The 25,627-nt window shown below is 34.5% G+C and carries 22 protein-coding genes and 3 riboswitches; of the genes, 17 read left to right on the top strand and 5 right to left on the bottom strand.

Annotated elements, in window-relative coordinates:
- Nucleotides 1-49 precede the first annotated feature (49 nt).
- Both DF281_RS04035 and DF281_RS15065 read right to left on the bottom strand, forming a co-directional pair.
- Entirely contained in the window at nt 50-934 is an 885-nt protein-coding gene (locus DF281_RS04035) for a cation diffusion facilitator family transporter (RefSeq protein ID WP_109348960.1), read from the bottom strand.
- Nucleotides 935-946: 12 nt separating this feature from the next.
- Nucleotides 947-1,141: a DUF4017 family protein gene (locus DF281_RS15065; protein ID WP_166636065.1), complete on the bottom strand. Its 195-nt coding sequence runs from the start codon at nt 1,139-1,141 to the stop codon at nt 947-949.
- 281 nt (nt 1,142-1,422) lie between these two features.
- On the opposite strand from DF281_RS15065, the gene DF281_RS04025 reads away from it, so the two are divergent.
- Nucleotides 1,423-1,929 carry a DUF1648 domain-containing protein gene (locus tag DF281_RS04025; RefSeq protein WP_166636064.1) on the top strand — a complete coding sequence of 169 codons (507 nt, stop codon included), beginning with the start codon at nt 1,423-1,425 and terminating at the stop codon, nt 1,927-1,929.
- 10 nt (nt 1,930-1,939) lie between these two features.
- Nucleotides 1,940-2,359 (top strand): hypothetical protein, encoded by a 420-nt coding sequence (locus tag DF281_RS04020; RefSeq protein ID WP_109348957.1) that lies wholly within the window; start codon nt 1,940-1,942, stop codon nt 2,357-2,359.
- 17 nt (nt 2,360-2,376) lie between these two features.
- Here the strand turns inward: DF281_RS04020 and DF281_RS04015 are convergent, their stop codons facing one another.
- The gene (locus DF281_RS04015) at nt 2,377-3,621 is read right to left on the bottom strand and encodes a helix-turn-helix domain-containing protein (protein ID WP_109348956.1); all 1,245 of its coding nucleotides are present in this window, start codon (nt 3,619-3,621) and stop codon (nt 2,377-2,379) included.
- A 105-nt stretch (nt 3,622-3,726) separates the two neighbouring features.
- On the opposite strand from DF281_RS04015, the gene DF281_RS04010 reads away from it, so the two are divergent.
- The gene (locus DF281_RS04010) at nt 3,727-5,043 is read left to right on the top strand and encodes an MFS transporter (RefSeq protein ID WP_109348955.1); all 1,317 of its coding nucleotides are present in this window, start codon (nt 3,727-3,729) and stop codon (nt 5,041-5,043) included.
- A gap of 288 nt (nt 5,044-5,331) precedes the next feature.
- On the opposite strand, the gene DF281_RS04005 is transcribed toward DF281_RS04010, so the two are convergent.
- On the bottom strand, nt 5,332-5,805 hold the full coding sequence (locus tag DF281_RS04005) for a GNAT family N-acetyltransferase (RefSeq protein ID WP_240605508.1): 474 nt from the start codon (nt 5,803-5,805) through the stop codon (nt 5,332-5,334).
- 314 nt (nt 5,806-6,119) lie between these two features.
- Here DF281_RS04005 and DF281_RS04000 point away from each other — a divergent pair, with 314 nt between their 5' ends.
- The 9 genes from DF281_RS04000 (at nt 6,120) to DF281_RS03960 (ending at nt 19,294) form a co-directional block, all read left to right on the top strand.
- Nucleotides 6,120-9,377, top strand: coding sequence for a CDP-glycerol glycerophosphotransferase family protein (locus tag DF281_RS04000; RefSeq protein ID WP_109348953.1), 3,258 nt, complete (start codon nt 6,120-6,122; stop codon nt 9,375-9,377).
- A gap of 135 nt (nt 9,378-9,512) precedes the next feature.
- Nucleotides 9,513-10,550: a hypothetical protein gene (locus tag DF281_RS03995; protein WP_109348952.1), complete on the top strand. Its 1,038-nt coding sequence runs from the start codon at nt 9,513-9,515 to the stop codon at nt 10,548-10,550.
- The gene (locus tag DF281_RS03990) at nt 10,550-11,398 is read left to right on the top strand and encodes a diguanylate cyclase domain-containing protein (protein WP_109348951.1); all 849 of its coding nucleotides are present in this window, start codon (nt 10,550-10,552) and stop codon (nt 11,396-11,398) included. The genes DF281_RS03995 and DF281_RS03990 overlap by 1 nt, the downstream gene beginning before the upstream one ends.
- Entirely contained in the window at nt 11,388-13,046 is a 1,659-nt protein-coding gene (locus tag DF281_RS03985) for a DUF2334 domain-containing protein (RefSeq protein WP_109348950.1), read from the top strand. The genes DF281_RS03990 and DF281_RS03985 overlap by 11 nt, the downstream gene beginning before the upstream one ends.
- A complete protein-coding gene (locus tag DF281_RS03980; protein ID WP_109348949.1) occupies nt 13,039-14,322 on the top strand; it encodes a glycosyltransferase family 2 protein in 1,284 nt (427 codons plus the stop codon). Before DF281_RS03985 ends, DF281_RS03980 begins: the two co-directional genes overlap by 8 nt.
- Nucleotides 14,309-16,246, top strand: a complete 1,938-nt coding sequence (locus DF281_RS03975) for a cellulose biosynthesis cyclic di-GMP-binding regulatory protein BcsB (protein WP_109348948.1) — start codon at nt 14,309-14,311, stop codon at nt 16,244-16,246. Before DF281_RS03980 ends, DF281_RS03975 begins: the two co-directional genes overlap by 14 nt.
- A 30-nt stretch (nt 16,247-16,276) precedes the next feature.
- The gene (locus DF281_RS03970) at nt 16,277-17,209 is read left to right on the top strand and encodes an L-lactate dehydrogenase (protein WP_109348947.1); all 933 of its coding nucleotides are present in this window, start codon (nt 16,277-16,279) and stop codon (nt 17,207-17,209) included.
- Between the two features lie 19 nt (nt 17,210-17,228).
- Complete coding sequence (locus DF281_RS03965) at nt 17,229-18,803, top strand: L-lactate permease (RefSeq protein ID WP_109348946.1); 1,575 nt, start codon at nt 17,229-17,231, stop codon at nt 18,801-18,803.
- A gap of 32 nt (nt 18,804-18,835) precedes the next feature.
- A complete protein-coding gene (locus DF281_RS03960) occupies nt 18,836-19,294 on the top strand; it encodes an ASCH domain-containing protein (protein ID WP_109348945.1) in 459 nt (152 codons plus the stop codon).
- Between the two features lie 95 nt (nt 19,295-19,389).
- On the opposite strand, the gene DF281_RS03955 is transcribed toward DF281_RS03960, so the two are convergent.
- The gene (locus DF281_RS03955; protein ID WP_109348944.1) at nt 19,390-20,577 is read right to left on the bottom strand and encodes an aminotransferase-like domain-containing protein; all 1,188 of its coding nucleotides are present in this window, start codon (nt 20,575-20,577) and stop codon (nt 19,390-19,392) included.
- 242 nt (nt 20,578-20,819) lie between these two features.
- On the opposite strand from DF281_RS03955, the gene DF281_RS03950 reads away from it, so the two are divergent.
- The 5 genes from DF281_RS03950 (at nt 20,820) to DF281_RS03930 (ending at nt 24,906) form a co-directional block, all read left to right on the top strand.
- On the top strand, nt 20,820-21,638 hold the full coding sequence (locus DF281_RS03950) for a metallophosphoesterase (RefSeq protein WP_109348943.1): 819 nt from the start codon (nt 20,820-20,822) through the stop codon (nt 21,636-21,638).
- A gap of 199 nt (nt 21,639-21,837) precedes the next feature.
- Nucleotides 21,838-22,194: an LPXTG cell wall anchor domain-containing protein gene (locus tag DF281_RS03945; protein ID WP_109348942.1), complete on the top strand. Its 357-nt coding sequence runs from the start codon at nt 21,838-21,840 to the stop codon at nt 22,192-22,194.
- Between the two features lie 168 nt (nt 22,195-22,362).
- The gene (locus DF281_RS03940) at nt 22,363-24,078 is read left to right on the top strand and encodes an ABC transporter ATP-binding protein (RefSeq protein ID WP_109348941.1); all 1,716 of its coding nucleotides are present in this window, start codon (nt 22,363-22,365) and stop codon (nt 24,076-24,078) included.
- 115 nt (nt 24,079-24,193) lie between these two features.
- Nucleotides 24,194-24,607: an SRPBCC family protein gene (locus DF281_RS03935; protein ID WP_109348940.1), complete on the top strand. Its 414-nt coding sequence runs from the start codon at nt 24,194-24,196 to the stop codon at nt 24,605-24,607.
- Nucleotides 24,604-24,906, top strand: coding sequence for an ArsR/SmtB family transcription factor (locus DF281_RS03930; RefSeq protein ID WP_109348939.1), 303 nt, complete (start codon nt 24,604-24,606; stop codon nt 24,904-24,906). Before DF281_RS03935 ends, DF281_RS03930 begins: the two co-directional genes overlap by 4 nt.
- 82 nt (nt 24,907-24,988) lie before the next feature.
- Nucleotides 24,989-25,119: riboswitch (FMN riboswitch) on the top strand.
- A gap of 82 nt (nt 25,120-25,201) precedes the next feature.
- A riboswitch (FMN riboswitch) is annotated at nt 25,202-25,332 on the top strand.
- Between the two features lie 90 nt (nt 25,333-25,422).
- Nucleotides 25,423-25,554, top strand: a riboswitch (FMN riboswitch).
- The last annotated feature ends 73 nt before the right edge of the window (nt 25,555-25,627 follow it).

Below are 25,627 nucleotides of genomic sequence, written 5' to 3'. Positions count from 1 at the left end.
CTTGTTTTTTTGTTCTATAAAGTTCTCATTTATTGATCGAGCCATTTTTTTATAAATCAATATTATCTTGAATGTTTTGATGGATAATTTCCACATCAATGTACTCAATATTATGTCGATTTAAAATGAAGTCAGTCAACTCGTCTACAATATGCTGCGGTTTCCGGCCATTATTACTTACGGATAATTGACATTTTACGCCGAATAAATCCGAGGAAATCGTCCAAGCTTGAACGGAGTGAATTTTTTTGATGCTATCAAAGGACTTTAAATCCGAAGTCAGTTGTACAAGATCGAGCTTTTGTGGAGAGCCTACCATTAAAAACTTACTTGATTTAAGAGTTAAAATAGTACAGAAGTATAGAATGTGTAAGGCTATGAAAAAAGCGCCGACACGATCGAATTGAGGATTTTGATAAAGTGGTTGTAAAGCTACTACTAAAAAGGAAATTACGAAAGGGCTAAAGTAACTTAAAAGTATGAGTGTACTTGTTCTTGATGACCTAAATTGATTGTTTGATTTAACTAATTTAAAGAAAATAAAAGAAGTTAATAATAGACCAATTGTCGAGTAAGTTAGTAAAGCACTATTCGCATGCAGCGAAGCGTTTTGTTGCGAGATGAAAAATACGACTAATCCTGAAAATAACATAAAACCAATCGACAAGAAGAGTGGTACTAATATTTCAAATCGAAAATATAAGTAATTCTTTTTTTGTGAGAGTGAGCGATAATGAATGGATTGAATTGATTTTTCAAGTAGAATTGAAACCGCGACAATTGCGATGAATCCAGAAGTAGCTAATTGCGTTAAACTATGAGATCGGCTATACCCAAATAGCTCAAACATCGAAGCCAAAAATAGCAATGCAACATAGCGATTTACAAACCGATTATTTTGATGGTTGTTTAAGTTGAATAAATGTTCAAACATATTTTTTCACTCCTAATGTTCTTTTAAAGAAGGTTGTTCTCTAAAAACAATACATAGCAATAAAGTAAGTAAAAAAACTGGAATTGCAAATACTTGGCCAATTACCAGTTTCCATAAGAAGGAATTATAGTCAGTTGAAGTCGTTAAGAAGAACGAGATGAACAATGTGATGGTATAAAGGGAGAGGGAGAGTTTAAACGATTTCATGAAAAACACCTCTTTTTCTAGTAATGATACTGTACCCATTAAATACATAAATTAATCTTTAAAAGATTCAATTTAGACTTACTAATGAAGGGGAGTATTAATGGTACTATATCACCAATCTACAGAGGGAAATGATGGATTGGAAAACTATTGAATTAATACGGTGAAATACAAGGATGGCAATAAAAAAACTACCGTTTCAGCGATAATTGAAGCGGAATGGACTAATATTTCCAAAACAAATTATTTTCAGCTATACTATTTGAAAGGAGTTGCTAGAATTGGTTAAAAAAGAGTGGTTTACCACGGATTCAAGTAAATCAAAATTAGAATCAATCTATTCTTTGATTGCCTATTTAGTTCTATTATTTACTGTAGTTTTCATTGTAATCAAATGGTCGAATGTACCAGAAATCATTCCAACGCATTTTGATGCACTAGGACGTGTAAATGACACCGGTTCAAAATGGCTTGTGCTTATTTTCCCGGCAATTTTATATGTTACCGTTTCATTATTTAATTTCTTTAAAAAACATCCAGAGTGGGCGAATTACCCGAGTAGAGTGAATGAATCGAATGCGAATGAATTTTGGGCAATTAATCGAGAGACAATTTCGAATTTGTCTAGTAGTGCGATTCTTTTCTTTTCAATCGCTACATTCAATTTTATTTCTTCGGCAATTGGCTGTGTGGACTTCATAAATGGCTATTCATTTATCATTTTATTAATCGTTTTATTTATTTTCCCAGTAATTATTCAAATTGTGAAAATGAAAAAAATCAAATAGAGGTGATTTCATGGGGTATGTAACGTATTTAGGAATTAACTTTCCTGTTGATGATTTAACAATCGCAAAAGATTTCAACTTCCATTTGAATAGTGAGCATACCGATCGACTGGCACTTACCACTGTTCAAAATGAATTTCTACATACGAAATATGTATATGCAATTCAGTTACCTGGCGAATTAGATGATTTAAATCCTCAAGCAAAAATTGAATCGCCAATTGATTATGAATTAGCTCGAGAGTCGTTGGCATTACTCATATTGTTATTAAGAAATAATCTTCATGCAAATGATTTTGCAGCTGTTTATTTTTGTTGGTTTGGCGACGAGGAAGAGAAGTTGCTAGGTGCTGCTGAAATTGATTTATTGTCATCACAAATACCCGAAATCCACACCGAAGAACGATTTTTAATTCGCTTTAATAAATAAGAAAAATCGACCGTTAATTAGTAACGGTCGATTTTTTGTTGCGCGATTTTTTTGTACGTATTCTCGATGAAATCTTGATCGAAAAATTGGACGATTTTTTTGGAATTTTCGTATGCTTCTGTTGCCCAATATTTTGCTTGTTCATAATGCCCAAGTTTGTCAGATACGAGCGCAAAGTACGAGTAACTTTCATTGTAAATAGCTTGATCGATTGGATGCAAAACTTCATGAGGGCGATGCTCATATTTATTAAATGCTGTATACGAATGTTCGAATTGCTCTAATTGATAATAAGCTTTGCCAAGTTCCAAATAGACGAATTGTTTTAAATTGCCAACTTCTTTATTCTCTAAAAGTTTATCACCGAAAACGATAACCATTTCAGGATTACTATTTCCTATATTGTAATAAAGTAAATAAAACAAATCTGATAAAAGGGTAGTTTCTTCGCTTTGATCAAATTGAGTAAACCGGTCTAATAAGTTGCGATAATGTTCAACTTCATCAATTTTGCCAAATAAGATGGATGCAGTAGCAGCTAAACGCAAACTATTTGAATAGAAGAAATAGGCTTTATTTGTATGGCATGTATCGATTAAATGTGTAATGGAAACTTTGGCAGTATCGAAATTGCCAATCGCAAAAGCACTTGCTGCGTAATCGTAGAAAATCGATATTTTAATATCTGTATTTATGAAATAGTAATCCGATCTACACAGTTCATATGCTTCATTCAAAATAGTAAAAGCATTGTCATAATTGGCTAAGGCAACTTCGTTTATTGCATTCGCTCTTAATGCTTGTAGATATTCATTGTAAAGCGACATCTCTTTAAATATGGATGCGCCATATTGTGCAGCATCGCTCCCATCCTCATAACGCGCAATTCGGGAGAAACTCTTAATATAGTGCAAAATAATTTGAGAAGTTTCATAACAGAGTGGAAGTTTCTTCTCAATTGGTTGAATGAGTTCAATGATTAATTGAGATGCTGCTTCCACATTATTTATGTTTGCTCGTTGAATTGCATGGATTTCATCTAATATTTCTCGTAGTTTCGCAGGTGGGAATTCACTTGTTAATGAACCAATTTCCGTATCTAACATTTTTGCGATATGTTGCAAGTTTTCAATTGATGGTTGTGCTTTGTCGTTTTCGATTAGACTAAGCATACCTTTTGTCATCTTATTTGCAGCAACATCAACTAATGTCATCTTTCTGCTTTTTCGAATCGTTTGAATTCTCTTTCCTAACGTATCCATGTAATCACCTCTGTTTAATTATATTAAACTTTATAGTTGTAATCAATTAAAACGCATGATAAAATAAATTAAAAGTTTAATTATATTAAACAACAGGAGGGTGCTATGACAGAATTTGAACAATTAAAAAAAGTGAAATATCATATGGCAATTTTTACAGTAAGTAAATTAATCTCTTCATTAGGAGCGAATGTACTGGCATTTGGAATCGCTTTATATATATTACAAATGACGGGGTCTGCAACAAGCTTTTCGATTAATTTACTTTGTACAATACTTCCAAGAGTTATTTTAGCGCCATTTGTTGGCTATTTAGCAGACCGATACAATAAGAAATTTATCGTCATTTCTGGCCAAATCATGATGATCGTCACGATTGCCTCGCTGCTACTTTATTCAGAAATCTATGGAATCAGCGTAATCGCAATCTATATTATGACTATTTTTTATTCAGCGTTTAGTTCGTTTAGTGGAATTGCATTAACCGCGTCAATTGGTAACTTAATTCATCCAGACTATATTCAAAAAACAATGAGTCTAAATCAAATGTCCATTTCAGTTGGATCGATTGGCGCACCGATTATTGGGGGAATGTTATTTGGTTTCGTGTCAATGGAAGTGTTTTTGATCATCCAAATTGTTTGTTTTTCAATCGCAACATTGTTGGATGCGACGATGAACTTTAAATTATTCAGTTCAGTTGAAGAAAAGCTGAATGATGTAAAAGCATCGTTTATCGCAAGTACTAAAAATGCAATTAAGTATGTGAAAACGAAGCAAGTATTAAGAACTGTACTACTTTTATCATTATCGATTAATTTTATTTTTTCTGCGATCGGGGTAGGTTTGTCATTCATAATCATTGAGGTAATGAAGATTGAACCGTTGCATGTAGGGTGGGTAGAAGGTGTCGGAGCAATCGGAATGTTACTCGGATCAATCTACTTATCTATGCGTAAGCAAATAGAAGAGCCATTGAAGTTTTCAAAAACCTCGCTAATTGCATTTTCATTCATATTAGCTTTGATTACCGTACCACTGTATATAAATTCAACAAATTACGTATTTAACGTAATTTACTTTATGATTACGTTCTTCTTATTATTCGCATCGGAGATTTTTATTAATATACCAGTTGGTGTTGTGCTACAAACATCGACAGATGAGGCGTATAGAGGGAGAGTTTTCGCGCTGTTAGAAACGATGGCGATGGGATTAATGCCATTAGGAACATTATTTTTCGGTATCATTTTTGATCTAGTTGAGGCTCAATATGTCATTTCGATCGTCAGTGTTGTGGCGATTGGGGTGACGATGTTCATGCTAAGACCGACTATTTTGAAGAAGATTTCACGTGAATTGGCTAAGAATCGTAATGAAAATCATGCAGAAAAGAAAGAAACAGTAAAAATAAGCAACTAGTGTAAAGCACTCTTGGTAATTGTACCGAGAGTGCTTATTTTGTTTAAAAGCTAATGAATTTACTATATTAAAATATTTTACAGGTATTAACTCCTGTTTATAGTCGATTTCTTGTGTTCATATTCTACTATTTTGAACCCTAATGTTCTATAAACGTCATTTCAGAAAAGACCATTAGGACTAAAGCTTTTTCCATGAATTTGGTCTATAATAATAGAGTTAATGTAAATTTGTTAAACAAAAATAGCCGATTTTGCATAAATACAAAATCGGCTTTAAAATATGAAACTAGTTTGAAATAGTTTTCGTCATAGTCACGATATCTATTTTTGTACCATTATCTGCCTCAACTACTTGTTGATTATAAATGGCATAACCTTTAGATTGATAAAGTTGTAAATTGCGAAGGACACTGACGCGCACCTTACAATTAATTGTATGCACACCCGAATCGCGTGCGATGCCTTCTAAAGCTAATAATAGTTGTTTCGCAATCCCAAGACCTTGCATAGTAGGTAATACGGACATACGGAAGAAGTATAGACCATGCTCATTTATTAAATAGCGAACGCAGGCAATGGGTTGACCGGCAATCGAGCCGATCAAAGCTTTTTGACCATCAAGTAATGCGTTGTTAATAGATGATACCGTTTCACTTAAAGCACTTGATGGAGCAGGATCATTTATGTACTCTGCATATGCTTTACTCATAATTTTATGAATGACTTTTGCGTTGGACGAATGTTCAATTTTAATTTCCAAGTCGTCGCCCCCTTTATCTGTATTTATTATATGATAAAACGCTTTCGAAAGATATAATGAAATATTTTCCAATAAAGGTTTGATTCCTTCTATAAATGGGAACTTAATTGTTAATATGTTCATTAATCGCCATAAAATAGTGTGTGAAGTTATTATTTTTACACTACTGAAAAATAATAACTTGGATTTAATAACCTTGTATTAAAACAATAAATCATGTAATTTTATTTACAAATACTTAATTTTAAAATATAAGAAAATATATAAAATAGAATTGTATTGTATTGAAATTTACCTGTGAGGATGTGTAGCTTATGTTTGGGATTAAACAAGTGGAAAACACTTTTTCTATTTACATAAATCAAAATGATGACAATTTAAAATATTTGAATATTATATTAAAAAATGGAGATGCAGAGCTTCGAATTCCGATTGAGAATGCTACTGGAATAATAGAGGAAGAACACTTTTTACAGTGGATCAATCAATTTGAAACGACTGAAATCACTATTTTACTAGAATATTTAACGAAGATTGAAGAATTTTCAAATACTTATGATCCTGAAATGATTGTAGAGCTGGATGGAGAAAAGTATAAAAAACAAAGAAGATTGATCAAATCAAAACAGACGCAAGGTGAGATTCACGGAATTCAGAGCTTTGAAGTAAACGGCACGCCAATTCATCCTTTTTTTAATGAAAAAGGTTATTTTGTGATGTCTTTTAATAGCCGTCCGTTAAAATCAATGTATATGAATCGACAAATTATTCGATTGAAACCTACGAATAAACAAATGCTGCTGAAAAGCATCATTAAAGTACGTCACTTCGAATTAAAATCAATTCGACTACAAATTCAATCAAGAACGACTGGTGAATCTATATTTAGTGAAATTCAGCCAATACTGATTAAAAAATCGAAGGCTAAATCAAAGGATTACTATACATTCCAATATGAATTAGAAATTGAAGCAATGAAAGAATTGCAAGAATTACTAACGAATATATCTACAACTCTCGATGAAGACGTTTGGGATTTATCATTCATTTATGAGCAGCCTGGAATACTTGATCCAAGTCGCGTGAGATGTGGTATGCCAAAAGTAATCGTCGAACAATTAATGAATGGTCAAGTAAGTATTAAACGTAATGGCATCGTCCATAATTTAGTCCCTTACTTCACTGTAAAAGGGCGTAATCTATCCTTTTTCTATAATCAATATTCTCCAGAAGAATTTGACACATATCGAAAAGTAGTAAAACAAGGGAAGCGTAAGCCGAAAAAAGGCGATAAAGAAATTTGGATCGTTGGTGAACGTCCGTATAAAGCACAGGATAATGGTTTACGATTCTTTGAATATTTAAGAAATGAACATCCTGAAATTGATGCATACTACATTATTCGTCATGATTCGCCTGAATATGAGAATGTGAAACCTTTCGGTAATGTCATTGATTTTAGATCAAAAGAACATTTCGAATTAATCGTAAAAGCAGATTATATTTGCGGCACACATCACCCGGATTTCTTGTATCCAAACCGTTCGAAACAATTTACGAAATGTTTACGTGCGAAAAAAGTATTTTTACAGCATGGTGTTTTAGGTGTGAAAAACATTTCTGGATTTTACGGTAAAGCATTAAATGATTTCCAAACAGATCTTTTTATCACATCATCTCAAATTGAGAAAAACATCGTATTAAATGATATGGACTATGAAGACTACGAGGTAGCTATTACTGGTTTACCAAGGTTTGAAAGACTATTCACGGATGATGTAGAAGTGAAAAAACAGATTTTAATAATCCCAACATGGCGAGATTGGTTAACAACGACGGAGAGATTTCTTGAATCGGATTATTTCAAGTGTTATAGCGATTTGATCAATGATCCGAAACTATTGGAGTTAACGACAAAAGGTGTGGAAATTGTCTTTTGCTTACATCCGAATATGCAGCAGTTCACAGATCAATTTACTGTACCAAAAGAAATAACTGTCATACATCAAGGTGATCGTTTAGTACAGGATTTATTAAAAGAAAGTGCATTGCTCGTAACAGATTATTCGAGTGTGGCGTTTGACTTTAGTTTCCTTCATAAACCAGTTATTTATTATCAGTTTGATCGACAACGCTTTTTAGGTAGAAACCCTTCTCATATCGACATTGATACAATGTTACCAGGGGTTATTGCGGATGAAGGGGATAAGTTGATTGATGCAATTTGGGATTCGTATGAAGCTCGTTTTGAAATGAGTGACCATTATAAACAATTGGCTAATAATTTCATTCAAGATCGCGATACGAAATCAAATGAACGTATTTTCAATGCGATTCAAGCGATTCCGAAAAAACAACCAGTTTTCGATAAATTGAAACATCATCAAGTTTACAATGCCGCTAAAAAGAAATTTAGAACGAATAAACGTTATTTCCCAGCGATGAAAGTGGCGTATAAATTTATGTCAAAAACATTGCCACCAAATCCAAAAATGATTTTATTTGAAAGTGGTGTAGGGAAACAGATTTCTGATAGCCCAAAAAATATTTATGATGAATTAATTAAAAGAAATGCAAATTACGAATACATCTGGGTTTATAATGGCAAAGACCCGATTAAGCGCACAGATACAAAAGTAGTCAAAAGATTAAGTCCTGAATACTACTATTATTTGGCGAAAGCGAAGTATTGGGTAAATAATCAAAACTTCCCTAGTTATATCAAAAAACAGAAGAGCCAAGTATATATTCAAACTTGGCATGGTACACCGCTTAAAAAAATGCAAAATGATGTGGATCACTTTGAAGGCAAAGACGAAGGGTATTTATCACGTGTCAACGCTGCCGTGAAGCAATGGGATTATTTAATTTCTCCAAGTAAGTATGCCAGCAACGCTTTTAGAACGGCATTCAACTTCAAAAAAGAGATTATTGAATCTGGTTACCCACGTAACGATATTTTTTATAAGAGCGATGATGAAAAACAACAATACATTGACCTTGTTCGAAGTAAATACAATTTACCTCAAGATAAGAAATTTATCCTATATGCACCAACATTTAGAGATGATGATGTCGATGAAAACAATAAACATCAATTTTCAATGCAATTAGATTTAGAGCGACTATATGAGAAGTTTGGCGAGGAATACATGATTTTAATTCGTACCCATGTTATTATCGCGAACAAGCTATCAATTCCACCTGAATATCGAGATTTCGTCGTAAATGTATCGAAATATCATGATATTCAACATTTATATTTACTGGCGGATTTATGTATGACAGATTATTCATCGGTAATGTTTGATTTCGCGCATACGAAACGTCCATTACTATTCTTCACATATGATTTAGATCATTATCAAAACAATCTACGTGGTTTCTATATGGACTTCCAAGAAGAAGCGCCAGGACCATTGTTAAGAACGAATGATGATTTAATCGACGCAATTGAAAATCTAGACGATTTGAAAGTTGAGTATTCTTCTAAATACGATGCATTTTATGAGAAATATTGTAGTTTAGAAGATGGCCATGCAGCCGAAAGAATCGTCGATCGATTTTTTTAAAGAATAAATAGTAAAGAGTCCCGTTTTTTTCAAACGAGGCTCTTTTTATGCTTTGTGTTTCGTAATATAGTGATTTCATAGGAGATAAAAGGGTAAATAATTATTAGGAAGTTAGGTGAGAAGGTGACTTTAGTATTGAGGAAATTTGTTTTTTCAGCTTTAATAAGTATGTTACTAATCGCTTGTTCTAATAATCAACAAGTTCATTACGATTCAGAAAATAAGTCGAATTTATATAGTAAAATCATTCGGAATTTTGCTACAGATGATGGTTTGTTGAAGACAGATTTAAAAGGAAGAGAGCATGAATATTTAGCAGAGTCCCAAGGGTTATTATTAGAATATTTTCTCCAACAAAATATGCGCGAGAATTTCCAACTAGCGATGAAAGCAACGGAAAATCAATTACTGCTAAAAAATAATACGGTTAGTTGGCAAAAGATTAACGATGAAAAATCGCCAACAAATGCTTTAATTGATGATCTTAGAATAATTGAAGTTCTCATGGCCGCTTCGGAAAAATGGGAGGATTCACATGCTAAGAAGCTAGCAAATCAATTGATTGAAGGGAATATGAAACATACTTTAAATGATGGGTATTTGGTCAACTATAGTTCGAACGATGAAAATAATCGTACGGACGAAATCAATTTAAGTTATGTAAATAAAAATCAATATGACTATTTTAATTTTCCAAAAGAACAATTGGAAAAACAGATGAAAATCTTAGAGGAAACACCATTTTCAAAAAACGGATTTTATCCTTTGAAATTCATGATAAACGATAAAACATACACTTTTGAAAAAAAAGTGCATATGGTTGATCAACTATTAACAGCTATTAATCGCGCAGCAGTAAATCCTGATGATCATGGCTTTTATGAGCAGTTGAAAAATCGTTTTAATCGAGATGGAAAAATATTTGGCATGTATCATTTAAAAACTGGAAAGCCATCTGTTCGTTACGAATCACCTGCAGTTTATAGTTATGCGATTCAACTAGCACGAATACATCATGATGTAGATTTTGAAAACAAATTAATGCAGCGGTTGAATGCACTAAAAAATCATCATGAGGATTCGCCTTTCTATGGAACTTTTATAGAGGAATCGTCTAAGGAAACACATGTTTTTGATAATTTAATGCCATTACTAATTGAGGAGGGGAATTAATGAAATCACCATTCAAACAACAGCAATTATTGATGATCTTGTTACTAATCGCCATACAAATCCCCTTATATATTTTATACACCGGGAATCAACAACAAGTTCTCATGGCATTTTTCCTTATATTATTAATCGCAGTCACTTTGTATTTTGGCTCGGTTGTCGGTCTATACACTAGTTTAGTTTTCATCTTTGTAATAGGCTCTGCATATTTGTATATTTCCGTTACGAAAGCACAGCTGCGTAATTTTGAGTTAGTGGAGCTAAATGATTTCTTCTTATACGGCGTAACTTTATTATGCTTCGTATTATTAGCAGGAAGAATTTACGAAATAAATAAAGAGGCCAAGGATGCTACGAAAAGTTTGAAAGACAAAATAGCACACTATGTCGCAGTTGATACGGATAGTGGGTTCGATAATCGAGCGCGTTTTGAAAAAGCATTGATGGAAGAAGTAAAAAGAACAAATCGTACAAATGAGCCTTTTTTATTCCTCTTAATTGAAATTCAAAATATGAAGAAGTTTAAAGATTTATATGGCGAGTCTGAGGAACGCTTTTTGGTATCTAAATTAGCAGAGAAAATCAATTTAATAATGAGAACGACAGATCGTAAATACCGCTTTAGTCCAGAGTCATTCGCTTTAATTCTGCCATCGACAAATGCCGATTATTTAGAATTAATATATGAGAAATTGAAAGACCATTTACATGAGCATCAATTATTAAGTGGAAATCTAGTCACAATTCAATTAAAAGCCGGACATTTCTTATATGAGTCGAATCAACAAGTATCCATTGAAGAAATGTTAGAAACTGTGAAAAGAGAGTTGATGATCAATGAAATTTAAAGGATTCTACTTTACTACTTTGTTAATTTTATTGTTCATCGTCTTTGAAACGAAGGTCCAAGCAAGTGGCAATCACCATGATACGCTCATTTTGTATTCTGCAGCGCAAAAATCCCCGCCAATCGTTGAACAGATTGATGCGATGATCTCCCCCTATACAAAAAGCAAAGTACTTTCTTATGATGAGCTACGAGAAAGTGATTTGAAAGGTGTAAAATCGGTCATTTATATAGGTTTGAAGAAGGAAAAGGTCAATCTACTAGCAAATCACGATTGGAAGCAACAGAAAATGGTGATTATTGGTGAAAACATTGAACAATTTAAAGGGTTCGAATCAATAAAACGAGGTCAAAAAGAACAAATTGCTGCGATTAATGGTATTCCTTATGAAAAAACTTTTCAAATCCAAGTCATAAAAGATGCCACAGTAAAATCGATTGTTACGGAGAAAAGTAATGGGCGAGGGCGCACCGTTATTTTAGGGAACGAAAACAAATACTATATACCGGTGACTTCAATGCCACAGCAATTACAATGGGCAATCCAACCGGAGATTGTCGATTTTTTCGAATGGACGACTACGAATAAACGAAGGTCAGTTATAGTCATTGATCAAATTACACCGAATACGAAGGTTGAGCGATTAAGTGATATGGCGCAAGCGTTAAAAGATGCAAAAGTGCCAGTTGTATTAGCGGTTCAACCACTTGGTCAAGGCGATGAAAAAAATCGATTAACGACGTTTGCTGAAAATAAGAAATTAAGGAAAAAAATAATCGAATTACAAAAGGATGGCGCAACCATTTTACTGTCTGGTTTAAAACCTGTAACAGAAGAAGCTTCCCTTTTGCAATCTGAATTTTGGCAAATTGATAGGGATCAGCCGATGAAAGAAGCGATGGATTCGAAAGGTATTGCTTCAATCAATCAAAATGATTTTGCTTCTGAAAACCAATTCAATGATTTACGTCATGAAATTGGTAAAAAAGAACAGCAAATCACAAATGAAATATGGAATGAAGCAATCGACGAATCAGTTAATTCAGGGATCATTCCAACGAGCTTAACTATTGAGAATGATGTCGCGAGTAAATACGTTTATAAAGAACTTTCAAAGAAAACAACTTCCTTTATCGGAAATGTTCAATTTGGCGATTCAAAAAATGATCGTGTACTACAACCAACAGTTATACATTCGAATTTATTAAGCGATACGGCTGTTTTTCCAATTAACTTGCAGCCAAATAACAAAATGGATGAGCAAATTGCGCAATTACAGCAAATTGAAGGAGCGTTTGCAGGAGTGAAAATCCATGTAGATGACTCACTGGAATTACTGAATTCAACGATTCAAAAAATGGATTCCGCTACTTCATTTCAATGGGTTACGCCACAGGAGTTACGAGGGGAAATCCAATCCGATTTAGTTGAAATAACGTCTTCTTCAAGTGGCGATGTCACAGTCGAGAAGCCGAATAAATTACTATTTCAATTAAAAATGCTGTATAAAAACAATCTTTTTGAATTTGTATTGTGGATTCTGTTTGGACTTGTTCTATTATTTGTTCTTTTATTTTTCTTAAATATCATTCGATTAAGAATGTCACTAAAAAAACGACTTTTCGAGGAGAGGAAACCAAATGGCTAACGTTCTGTTTTATATAGCATTAATACTAATTTGGGTTATGCTTCTCTATCATATGTTTTTAATGCAAGGTGGATATATGCATTTTAGAAATTTTGAGAAAGTAATTCCTGAATGGGAAAAAAACATGAAAGATTTACCAACTGTAAGTATTTTCATACCTGCGCATAATGAAGAAGTTGTCATACATCAAACTTTAACTGCCATGTCGCGACTTTATTATCCAAAGGAATTATTAGAGGTCATCGTCATCAATGATAATTCATCGGATCGAACTGGTGAAATCGCACAGAAATTCGCAGACAAATACCCGTTTATACGTGTTTTAGAAACGAAACCACCGAATAAGGGGAAAGGAAAGTCATCTGCTTTAAATGAAGCATTGGCGAATTCTACAGGTGAAATTATTTGTGTCTATGATGCAGATAATACGCCAGAATCGAAAGCGGTTTGGTATTTAGTGATGGGCTTGATCAATGATCCTAAAGCAGCAGCGATGGTTGGTAAATTCCGTGTAATTAACGCGGCTCAAACATGGCTTACGCGATTTATTAATATCGAAACAATTTGCTTTCAGTGGATGGCGCAAGGGGGTCGTTGGAAATGGTTCAAAGTTGCGACGATTCCAGGGACTAATTTCGCGATTAGAAGGCATATTATTGAAGGGCTTGGTGGCTGGGATGTGAAAGCATTAGCAGAGGATACGGAGCTAACGATACGCGTCTACAATCAAGGTCACCATATTCGCTTCTTCCCTAAGGCCATTACATGGGAACAAGAACCAGAGACGCTCGGAGTTTGGTGGAAGCAGCGAACGAGATGGGCGAGAGGTAATCAATATGTCGTCTTGAAATTTTTAAAACAAATTACGACTTTAAAAAGAAAAAGGATTATTTTTGATTTATTCTATTTCTTTTTCACGTATTTCTTATTTTTCTTTGGTGTTATTTTATCGAATGTATTATTCATCATTAACTTATTTTACGATTTACAATTATCAATCGGCAATGTCGCAATTGCGTTATGGATCCTAGCATTTTTACTATTCCTAGGCGAAGTAATGATTACATTATCGATTGAAAAAAATGAAATGAATAGAAAAAATTTCTTCTATGTAATTTTCATGTATTTTACGTATTCTCAAATGTGGATTGTGCTTGTAATTTCTTCACTTTATCAAGAAATTAAGCGCATGATTTTTAAAGAAGAAGTGAAATGGTATAAAACTGAAAGATTTTCTCAAAGTGATCAAGGAGGTAAAAAAGATGAAAAGAAATAAATTAGTTTTACTACTCACACTTTTTACTCTATTTAGTGTAGTAGGCTTGCAAAATGCACAAGCAAAAACAATTACGAAGGATGCGGAAACGTTATATGGAAAGGAAGCGACTTTCCAATATAATTATGATTTACCTGAAACAAAAACTAGCGGAGATCGAGAGTTATATCTTCAATGGGATCAAAGTGAATTATTGAAAAAACCATCAGCTTTTACAATTCAGCTGGATCAGGAGAATCTAAAAACAATTCCGCTTGATGCTTCCAATACGAAAAAGGAAGTAACCGTCAAACTGCCAAAAAGCAGTCAGAAAAAAGGCGGACATACAGTCAAAATCTTATTTAGTGGTGTTTTAAAAGAAGGTGTTTGTGTGGATCAAAATACCTCTGCCAACTGGTTTACTATTTTACCAACTTCAAAATTGAAAGTTGAAGGAGCTGTTGAAAATAACCAAGCGACTTTCTCGAATTTTTCAGCACAGTTTAGCAACGGTAAAACAGATGTAGTGATTAGTGATGATGCATCAGAAGATACTGTAAATGCAGCAACAATCATGACGAGTAAATTACAAAGAGCGAGCGAGCATCCCAATCGTATCCAGCTCGTACAAGAGAAAGATTGGAAGAAGCAAGGGGATCATGTCATCGCATTTACAGAGCCCAAAACTACTTACAACAAAGACATGAAAGCATTTGTTCCTAAAGATCAAAGTAAAGCATTAATCCAAGCCAACTTGAAAAATGTAAAAGGTAAAACGGTTTTAGCAATTTCAACGAATAAAGAAGGTTCACTTGCTAAAAGTATGATGTTATTTACAGAACCACAATTATTCAATCAACTTTCTGGAACTGAATTATCTATGGATCAACTACCAGAAATTACTGAATCAGATTCAGCTGATGTGAAGTTTAAAAATATTCCATTAGCATCTCAAACATTGTCAAATTTAGCTGAACAATCAGCTTTTACTGTTTATATTCCGAAGAAAATCGATCAAGAAAAGGATATCCAACTACAGTTAAAATTAAAAAAATCAGCATTATTAGACGTGAAGAAAACAGAATTGATTGTGACAATTAATGGTACACCTTTTGCCGTGAAATTAAATGATATTCAATCGACAGCGTTAACGACTAAAACAATTGCCATTGATCCGAAACAAATCGATGTGAACCAACCATTAAATATTCAATTAAAATTAAATGGTGCGCAATCGCTAGACCCTTGTAAGACAACAAATCATAATAATTGGTTATACATTTCAAATGATAGTCAATTTTCATTCCCTCAATTGGAATCAACTGAAACGGAAGTTGTTAAATTGAATGATTTCCCGACGCTATTTAATCAATCGGACATTCCAACAATCGTACAAGTTCCAAAAATTGATCAACAACAGTTAATACAAATTGTTGATTTATATCGCGCTTCTTATACAGGGTATGGGCAGCCAAAATTTACTTTAGCAATCAATAACAAGGTGGATGAAAGTGATGATAAAGCAAATCGTATTTTACTAGGCGATCTTGACCGTAATCCATTTCTTCAAAAAGACGCATTATTAAAAGCGGGTTTCATTCCTGAAAATGCAGAGATTTTAGCTTCAATTGATGGTGCAAGTAAAAATAAAAAAGCAATCGATCTGCAAATTCTATCAACGAATAAAAACTTGAAATCAGGAGAACTCTATAAATTTATACAGCAAATGCCACAAGTTAAAAACAACGCCACGGTGATGGTTAAATCAAATAATGAACAAATTTTTTCGAATGAACAACAAGTTAGAGATGATGTAAAAGATGATAATGGGGTAAAGAACTCTAACCAAATTTCTAATACAGCTTTAATCTTAACTTTTGTTGGTTTAATACTTTTAATTATCGTAATCGTTTACTTCATTACGGCAAGAAGAAAGAAAAAATAATCGAATTCGAAAATTTCAGGAGGCATTACTATGGATTTAACATTAGGGAATAAAGTGGTGTTAATAGGCACAGGTGCAGTTGGATCAAGCTATGCCTATGCGTTAATTAATCAAGGAATTACCGATGAACTTGTCTTAATTGATGCCAATGAAGAGAGAGTTAGAGGAGATGTGCAAGATTTAGAGCATGGCATAGTCTACGCGCCTTCAACGCTCACAATTAAGCATGGCGACTATATTGATTGTGAGGATGCCGCACTTGTCGTAATTTGTGCGGGTGCTGCGCAAAAGTCAGGTGAAACGAGATTGGATCTAATTCAAAAAAATGTCGCGATTTTTGAAGAAATTGTTTCAAAAGTAATGACGTCAGGGTTTAATGGAATAATTATTGTAGCGACAAACCCTGTCGACGTCCTTGCTTATGCGACTTTGAAATATTCAGGCTTACCAAACCATCGTGTGATTAGTTCGGGTACTATTTTGGACTCAGCCCGTTTTAGAACGATTATCGGTAAGGAATTTGATACAGCAGCGAGTAGCGTACACGCGTATATTATAGGTGAACACGGCGATTCTCAGTTGCCGTATTGGAGCGCTTCATCCCTATACGGTCAAAAGATTTCATCAAAATTGTCGCAAAGTCGGAAAGAGGAAATTGCGGAAGGTGTAAAAAATGCCGCTTATTCCATTATTGATTCAAAAGGGGCGACATTTTATGGCATCGCAATGGGCTTAGCGCGCATTACGAAAGCCATCTTAAAAAATGAGAATGTCGTTTTACCTATTGGCGCTTACCATGACGGCGAAAATGGAGTGGAAGATGTAGTAATCGGTGTTCCATGCTTAATTAACCGCGGTGGAATTAAGAAGGTTTTCGATCTTCATCTTGAAGATGATGAGGCGCTTAAATTTAAAAAATCTGTAGAAACATTGAAGGAAATCCAAAAAGAGATTTGGAATTAATTGATAAGGAGTGATTTGCATGCTTGTCGGTAGTTATAATCCCTTTGATCAACTAACTATTTCAGCTCTAATTTCAGCAATTCCAATTCTATTATTTTTAATATGCTTAACAGTTTTGAAAATGAAAGGAATCACAACGGCGTTATTAAATCTCGTCGTGACATTTTTACTCGCATTTTTTATATTTGACCTATCATTTGGCAATAGTTTCGGAAGTGTAGTACAAGGTATCATACAAGGAATTGTGCCAATCGGATTTATTATTGTAATGGCAGTTTGGTTGTATAAAATATCTGTAAACTCAGGTAAATTTGATGTTTTAAGAAGTTCCATTGCAGGTATTTCTCATGACCAACGCATACAGTTACTTTTAATTGGCTTTTGTTTTAATGCGTTTTTAGAAGGTGCGGCTGGGTTTGGTGTTCCAATCGCAATTTGTGCAGTATTACTGATGAGTTTAGGGTTCGGCCCTTTACAAGCGGCAATGCTGTGCTTAATTGCTAACGGAGCTTCTGGCGCATTCGGAGCAATCGGTATTCCCGTAGGTATTATCGATAGTTTTAACCTAGAAGGCGGCATTTCTTCAGTGGATGTTTCGAAAATGTCGGCATTAACATTACCGTTCATTAATATGACCATTCCATTTTTAATGATTTGGTTAATTGACGGTTTTAAAGGAATTAAGGAAACGATGCCTGCGATACTAGTAACAGGCTTGACGTATGCAATTTCTCAAATAATTTTCACGGTATTCATCGGCCCAGAATTAGCAGATATCGTTCCGCCAATTTTAGCGATGGGTGCATTGGCACTACTTTGTCGTAAGTGGGAACCGAAAAAGCTATTCTTCCTCGCTGGCCATGATCTCGAATATGAGAAAAATACAGTGTGGGATATCATTAAAGCATGGTCACCATTTTATCTTCTAACATTTTTTATCCTCATCTGGAGTTTACCATCTTTCAAAAACCTTTTTGCAGAAGGTGGAATCCTCAACTTCTCAGTTATTCAATTTACTATTCCATTTTCAGAAATTCCCATCTCATTAGATATTGTCAGCGCTACAGGTACAGCTATTTTCATAGCAGCCATCGTGACAATTCTTACGACCCATCATATTAATTTTTCTACGAGTGGACAATTATTAGGCGATGCATTGAAAGAATTTTGGATTCCCATCATTATGATTTGTGCCATTATTGGTATTGCCAAACTTATGACATATGGAGGCATGACGATGGCTTTAGGTGAAGCGGTTGCGAAAACTGGCAGTGCCTTCCCATTTTTATCGCCAATTCTCGGTTGGATCGGCGTATTTATGACGGGTTCTGTAGTAAATAACAATACATTATTCTCACCAATCCAAGCGTCAGCGGGGAATATGATGGCTACGAATTCAACGCTCCTAGTTTCAGCAAATACGGTCGGTGGTGTTATGGCGAAATTAGTATCACCACAATCAATCGCCATTGCAACAGCGGCTGTAGGAGAAAGAGGTAAGGAAGCAGAGTTAACAAAACTAACTTTAAAATATAGTTTAGGCTTACTCGTATTCGTTTGTATTTGGACATTCATTCTTTCATTCATCGTCTGAACATTGTAAAATTATGCTGAGGTGCATAAATTATGAAAACAATTGAACAATTTTGGTTTGAATTTACTGAAAAAAATAATATTTCAGAACAATGTCCGAATGCTTGGATGTTCGGAGATGGCACGAAGGAAATGGGCGATTCATTAGGTGCATTAGTAGTCGAAGGTGTGAAGACTGCTACTTGTTCTGCGGCGATTTCTTATGAACTTGATCACGAACCGCTTCCACAAATCGGGCAATATGACATTGTTTTAGATGGTTCGAATCAACCAATAGCGATTATTAAAAATGAATCAGTCACATTAATGAAAATGAACGAGGTTACGCATAGCTTTTCCTATTTAGAAGGGGAAGGTGATCGTAGTCATAAGTATTGGTATGACGCTCATGTGGAATTTTTCACAAATCAATTGAAGCATTACAATTTGGCATTTGTAGAAGATTTACAAGTTGTTTGCGAAATCTTTGAAGTTGTTCATTTGAATAAATAGTACATTTCATTAGGAAGCTGTTTTAATCACAGCCTATAGATTAGAATCAAAAAAGTTCTTCAGTTCAAAATGCATTCTGAAGAACTTTTTATTTATTATAAAGTAGCTTTTGGTGTAGCAACTAAAATATTTGCAAGGCGTTTAATTCCTTCTACAAGTACTTCAGGAGAACTATTCGTATAGTTTAGGCGAAGAGTATTCACATTTGTTTTTGAGGTATAGAATGGATCTCCAGGAACAAATGCAACATCAACTTCCATTGCCTTATTGAAGAATTCTAAAGCTGTCATGCCGTTATTTAAAGTAACCCAAATGAACATGCCACCTTGAGGTACTGTGAACGATACATCTTTAGGGAAATATTCATTTAAAGCATCTAACATTATTTTCGACTGTTCGCGATACAGGTCAATAATTGTATGAACATGCTCCATATATTCATTATGCGTTAAATATTCATAAATTGCGTATTGAGAGAAAATATTCGTGTGCAAATCTGACGCTTGTTTGGCTGTTTCGAGATGTTCCATAAGTTCTCTATTTTTCGAAATAATAAAGCCAAGTCGCATACCAGGTGTGACAGTTTTAGAAAAGCTACCTAGTACGACACTGTTGTCGGATTTACCAGCTGCAATATAAGGAAGATGCTCGCCTTCAAAACGTAATTCACCATATGGATCATCTTCAACTAAGATGACATCATGATCTTTTATCATATTATAAACTTCTTCACGGCGCTCAGCAGTATACGTAAGGCCAGTTGGATTTTGGAAATTTGGAACAGTGTAGATGAATTTCACATTCGGCTGTTTTAAAGCACTTTCTAATTCTTCTAAATTCAAGCCATCTTGCTCTAATGCCACAGGATAGAATGTCGGTTCACTCATAGAAAATGATTGGATTGCACCTAAATAACCAGGTTCTTCAATAATAATTCCATCACCACTGTTGATCGTAACTTGAGCGATTAATGATAACGCTTGTTGTGAACCAGTTGTTAGTAGGACATCATTTGGCGAAATATCTAAATTATGCGTGCGGTTATACTTGTCCGCGATATATTGACGTAATGGTAAATAACCCGCCGTTGAAGAATATTGGAATACTTTACTACCATTTAACTCGATGGCACGATTAATACCTTCTTGTAATTTTGCTACTGGGAATGAAATAGGATTAGGTAATCCACCTGCAAATGAGATCACTTCTGGAGAATCAGTCACTTTTAAAATATTTCGAATAAATGAAGATGGTGTGTTTAACACGCGATTTGAATATTGCATATGTAATCATTCCTTTTTCTGAATTTTTATAAAATTATAGCACTCAAATGAATTAAGAACAATAGGTGAATGTCATTAATTAAGATAATTCTTACATAAAGAACAGAAAATGTGACATTTGTAACTTTTCACGTTATAAAAATTCTGATTATTTAAAAAACAACAACTAATCCATAACGGTTGCATCTGTATTTATTGTTCGATATTATTTTTGTATATGTAAAAGAAGGACTGTGAAATAAATGAAAAAGTTGTTGAAAATCATTTTAATACTTTGTGCGATCTTCGTATTCTATTTTGCGAATAATTCATGGTTGCAAACCTCAAAGTATAATTTATCGTTAAAAAAACTGCCGGAAAAAATGGATGGACTAAAAGTTCTTCAAATTTCTGATTTACATGATTCGAAATTTGGGGAAAATCATGAGAAATTAATTGAAGCCGTTAAAAAGGAAAAGCCGAATATAATTGTCATTACAGGTGATGTGATCGATAGTCATAATTATAAATTGGCAAGAAGCTTAAGTGCCATCAAAGGTTTTGTTGATATAGCTCCAACTTATTTCGTTAACGGAAATCATGAAATCGCAACGAATAAAGTGGCTGAAATTCAGCAATCACTTGGATCTGCAGGTGTCATCGTATTAAATAATGAAGCTGTTGATTTCGAGTTTAATGGTAGTAAGATTTCAATTGTCGGTATTGATGATCCACTAGCAGGCATCAAAACGGACGATATGTTAGCGAAGGCACTACATAATGTACCTTATAATCGCTTTAAACTTTTATTAGCCCATCGATCTGAAAATGCGTCGAATTATGCGAAATATGGCATCGATCTAGCTTACACTGGTCATGCTCATGGTGGCCAAGTAAGAATACCAGGTTTAGGTGGAATGATTGACCACCAAGGTAGATTCTTCCCAAGATATTTAGAAGGAGTCGAGAAAACAGGTGAGTTAACGCAAGTAATTAGCCGAGGATTAGGAAATAGTCTATTCCCATTACGTGTCTTTAATCGCCCTGAAATTGTTTCGACTACATTGCATTCAACAAAATAGAAATCATAGGTATATACAATTTTTTGTGTATGCCTATTTTTTTACGTCATTTTTAAAAGTATTTTGTGTATTTTGTAATTTTTAGAGGTATTGTCTTAAAACAGTTGTAAATAATGGTGAAATTTATCATATTCAACTGCCTTAAAAACGAAAGAGGTGAACTCTTTTCGCTTTAATCAATTTTTTTGGAGGGAATTAGATGAAAGATTTAAAAAAAGTGTTAGTAGGTTCTGCCGCATTTTCTGTTTTAGGAATTATTTCATTGTATGGTGGAAGTAACGGCGGATCAGGTAGTGGTTCAGGCAACGGTTTTGGTAACGGTGGCCCAGGCTCACTAGGTAATGGATTCGGCGGTTCAGGAACGAACTTGGCATCAAATGCAGGCAACTTAGATGTAAATAATGTTTCTACAAGTTCGCTTGGTGGAGCATTAAACAGTGAATTACCTCAAACAGGTGAAGACTTTAAATCAGAAGCAGCAACTGTAGGTCTAATGAGTATGCTAGCAGGATTATTGTTCTTACGCAGAAAGAAAAAGACAACAACAGATAAGTAAAGTGTTTACTGACAGGAGTCGCTCTTTGTAGCGATTCCTGTTTTACTTTGCATTAAATTTTCATACATAAGTCGTATATTTTACGGTTTACGAAATAATTGGTCAAATGCATGCTATAATGATGTAGCTAAATGAGAATTGATTCTCAAGTAAGAAAGGAGTACATATATGTATAAAAAGTTTTTTAATTATTATAAGCCTTATAAACGTCTATTTATTATGGATTTTTCGAGTGCCATTATAGTCGCATTACTAGAGCTAGCATTCCCAGTAGCGGTACAGAAATTCATTGATACATTACTGCCAACGAACAACTGGGGTATGATTTCTAAAGTCGCAATTTTACTATTAATTATTTACTTATTAAGTACTGGACTTAGTTTCATCGTCAACTATTGGGGACATAAACTCGGCACGAAAATAGAAACAGATATGCGTGAAGAATTATTTCTTCATACACAAAGACAATCATTCCGCTTTTTTGATAATACGAAAACAGGGCATATTATGGGACGAATTACGACCGATCTATTTGATATCGGTGAATTTGCGCATCATGGACCAGAAGATTTATTCATCGCAATTATGACCTTTATCGGTGCATTCATGATCATGTTCTCGATTAACCCAGTATTAGCATTAACGATTTTAATCTTTGTTCCATTTATGATTTTAGTTATTACATTCGCGAATAAACGAATGCATAAAACATGGGGGAATCTTTACGGTAAAATCGGCGATATTAATGGCCGAGTGGAAGATTCGATTTCAGGTATGCGCGTAGTGAAATCATTTACAAACGAAAAATTTGAAGAAGAACGTTTCAAAAAACAGAATCGCCTATTTTTAAAAGAAAAACTAGTTGGATACAAAACAATGTCCATGACGAATGCCGCAATTTACATTATGACGAGATTGCTTACGCTTATCGTATTAGTTATGGGTACTTGGATGACATTTAACGACAAGATGACTGCTGGTGAATTAGTCAGCTTCATTCTATTTACAAATGTGTTAATTAAGCCAATCGATAAAATTTCAGCTCTATTAGAGTTGTATCCAAAAGGTATGGCTGGATTTAAACGATTCAGAGAAATGATTGATCAAGAGCCGGAAATTAAAGATGCTGACAATGCGGTTGAAGTGAAGCATTTAAATGGTGAAATCGGTTTTCATGATGTTACTTTCAAGTATGATAATGGCAAAACGGTACTTGATCAACTTAATTTCACGTTGAAACAAGGTGAAATGACAGCTTTCGTAGGACCTTCTGGCGCAGGGAAAACGACGATTTGTTCATTAATCCCTCGTTTCTATGAAGTGAATAGTGGCGATATTACAATTGATGGGCTATCGATTAAAGATATGACGCAAAGATCATTAAGACAGCAAATCGGTATAGTTCAGCAAGATGTATTCTTATTCACTGGAACAATTAAAGAGAATATTGCATACGGTAATTTACAAGCAAGTGATGAAGAAGTATTCGCTGCAGCAAAACGCGCGAATTTAGAAGAGTTTATTTTTGATTTAGAAGATGGTTATAACACTCAAATTGGTGAACGTGGTCTAAAACTTTCAGGAGGGCAAAAACAACGCTTGGCAATCGCCCGCATGTTCTTGAAAAACCCGCCAATCCTAATTTTAGATGAAGCTACTTCTGCCTTAGATACTGAAACTGAAAAAATCATACAAGATGCTTTATACGATTTAGCGAAGGATCGAACTACATTGGTTATTGCCCATAGATTAGGGACGATTAAAAACGCCGATCGTATTATGGTTGTGACGAAAAAAGGGATCGTAGAAGATGGAAATTATGATGATTTAGTACGAAAAAATGGACAATTTGCTAAACTTCATAATAGTCAATTTAGAGATTAATTGAATAGAAACTGGGACAATCAAGTTGATTGTCCCAGTTTTTTTTACGTTAACATACAACTAATCGGTGTTGTTATAAAACAACACCGATTAGTTGTATATAGGAGGAGAAATAATGAAGAATATTGAAAAAACAGTCGTATTAAATAAAGAAATTCACACAGTTTGGGAAGTTGTTTCAACTGCAAAAGGTATTGCCCAATGGCTAATGCCGAATAATTTCGTAGCTGAAGTAGGGGCTGAATTTACGATTCAATCACCTTTTGGTCCATCGGCGTGTAAGGTAACAAACATTAAGAAACCGACTTATATTCGTTTTGATTGGGATGTAGACGGTTGGTTTATTGAATTCAAATTACAGGAAAAAGGCGAAAAAACTGAGTTCACTTTGATCCATGGCGGATGGAAAGTAGAAGATTTCGTTTCGTCAGCAGCGAAAATGCCTACGAAAATGGTTCATACAAACATGGCTGGTGGCTGGGAAAAAATCGTAGGAGAAAAATTAGTACAAGTAGTTGAACAACAATGAGTCAGACAAATGCCATTTTCCAAGCGATAGCCGATCCAACTAGAAGGCAGTTGTTACTGAAGTTACGCAACAAAAGATTATCAATTTCTCAACTTGCGGAGGATGTTCCGATGTCACGAAATGCAGTCGTAAAACATTTGCAACAACTGGAAAATGCGACGCTAGTTACGACCGAGAAAAAAGGTAGGGAAAAGTTGTATAGCCTAAATGCAGAAGGATTAAAGGAAGTACAAGATTGGTTGGCAATCTTTGATGAATTCTGGGATGAAAAATTGGATGCGCTGCAAAAGTTATTCTAGGTATTTTATACTGTAATTTTAATAAAATAATAAAATCTATAGTTTTTTACAAATTATAGTGATACTGTTAATGCACAAATAAAAATTCCTTCGGGGTCGGGTGAAATTCCCAATCGGCGGTGATGAAGTAATTCTAAGCCCGCGAGCTTTTCGAAGCAGGATCTTGGTGAGAATCCAAAGCCGACAGTATAGTCTGGATGAAAGAAGGAACGTAGTTTATACGAGCAATTGTATAGGCTTATTTACTTTTGAACTTTGACCCCATTCTTTTGAATGTGGGTCTTTTTTAATTGAATAATTCCTTCGGGGTCGGGTGAAATTCCCAATCGGCGGTGATGAGGCAACTCTAAGCCCGCGAGCTTTTCGGAGCAGGATCTTGGTGAGAATCCAAAGCCGACAGTATAGTCTGGATGAGAGAAGGAGCAAAGTTTATACAAGCAGTTGTATAAGCTTATTTGCTGAGGCACTCAAAGACCCCCATTTGTAAATGGTGGTCTATTTTATTTGTAAACTGAATAATTCCTTCGGGGTCGGGTGAAATTCCCAATCGGCGGTGATGAGGCAACTCTTAAGCCCGCGAGCTTTTCGGAGCAGGATTTTGGTGAGAATCCAAAGCCGACAGTATAGTCTGGATGAGAGAAGGAGCGAAGTTTATACAAGCAGTTGTATAAGCTTATTTGCTAACGCTCAATTGACCTCATTTATTGAAAATGAGGTTTTT

The organism is Kurthia zopfii (genome assembly GCF_003143955.1).
GTDB lineage: Bacteria > Bacillota > Bacilli > Bacillales_A > Planococcaceae > Kurthia > Kurthia zopfii.
This window is presented reverse-complemented; position numbering and strand designations above follow the sequence as displayed.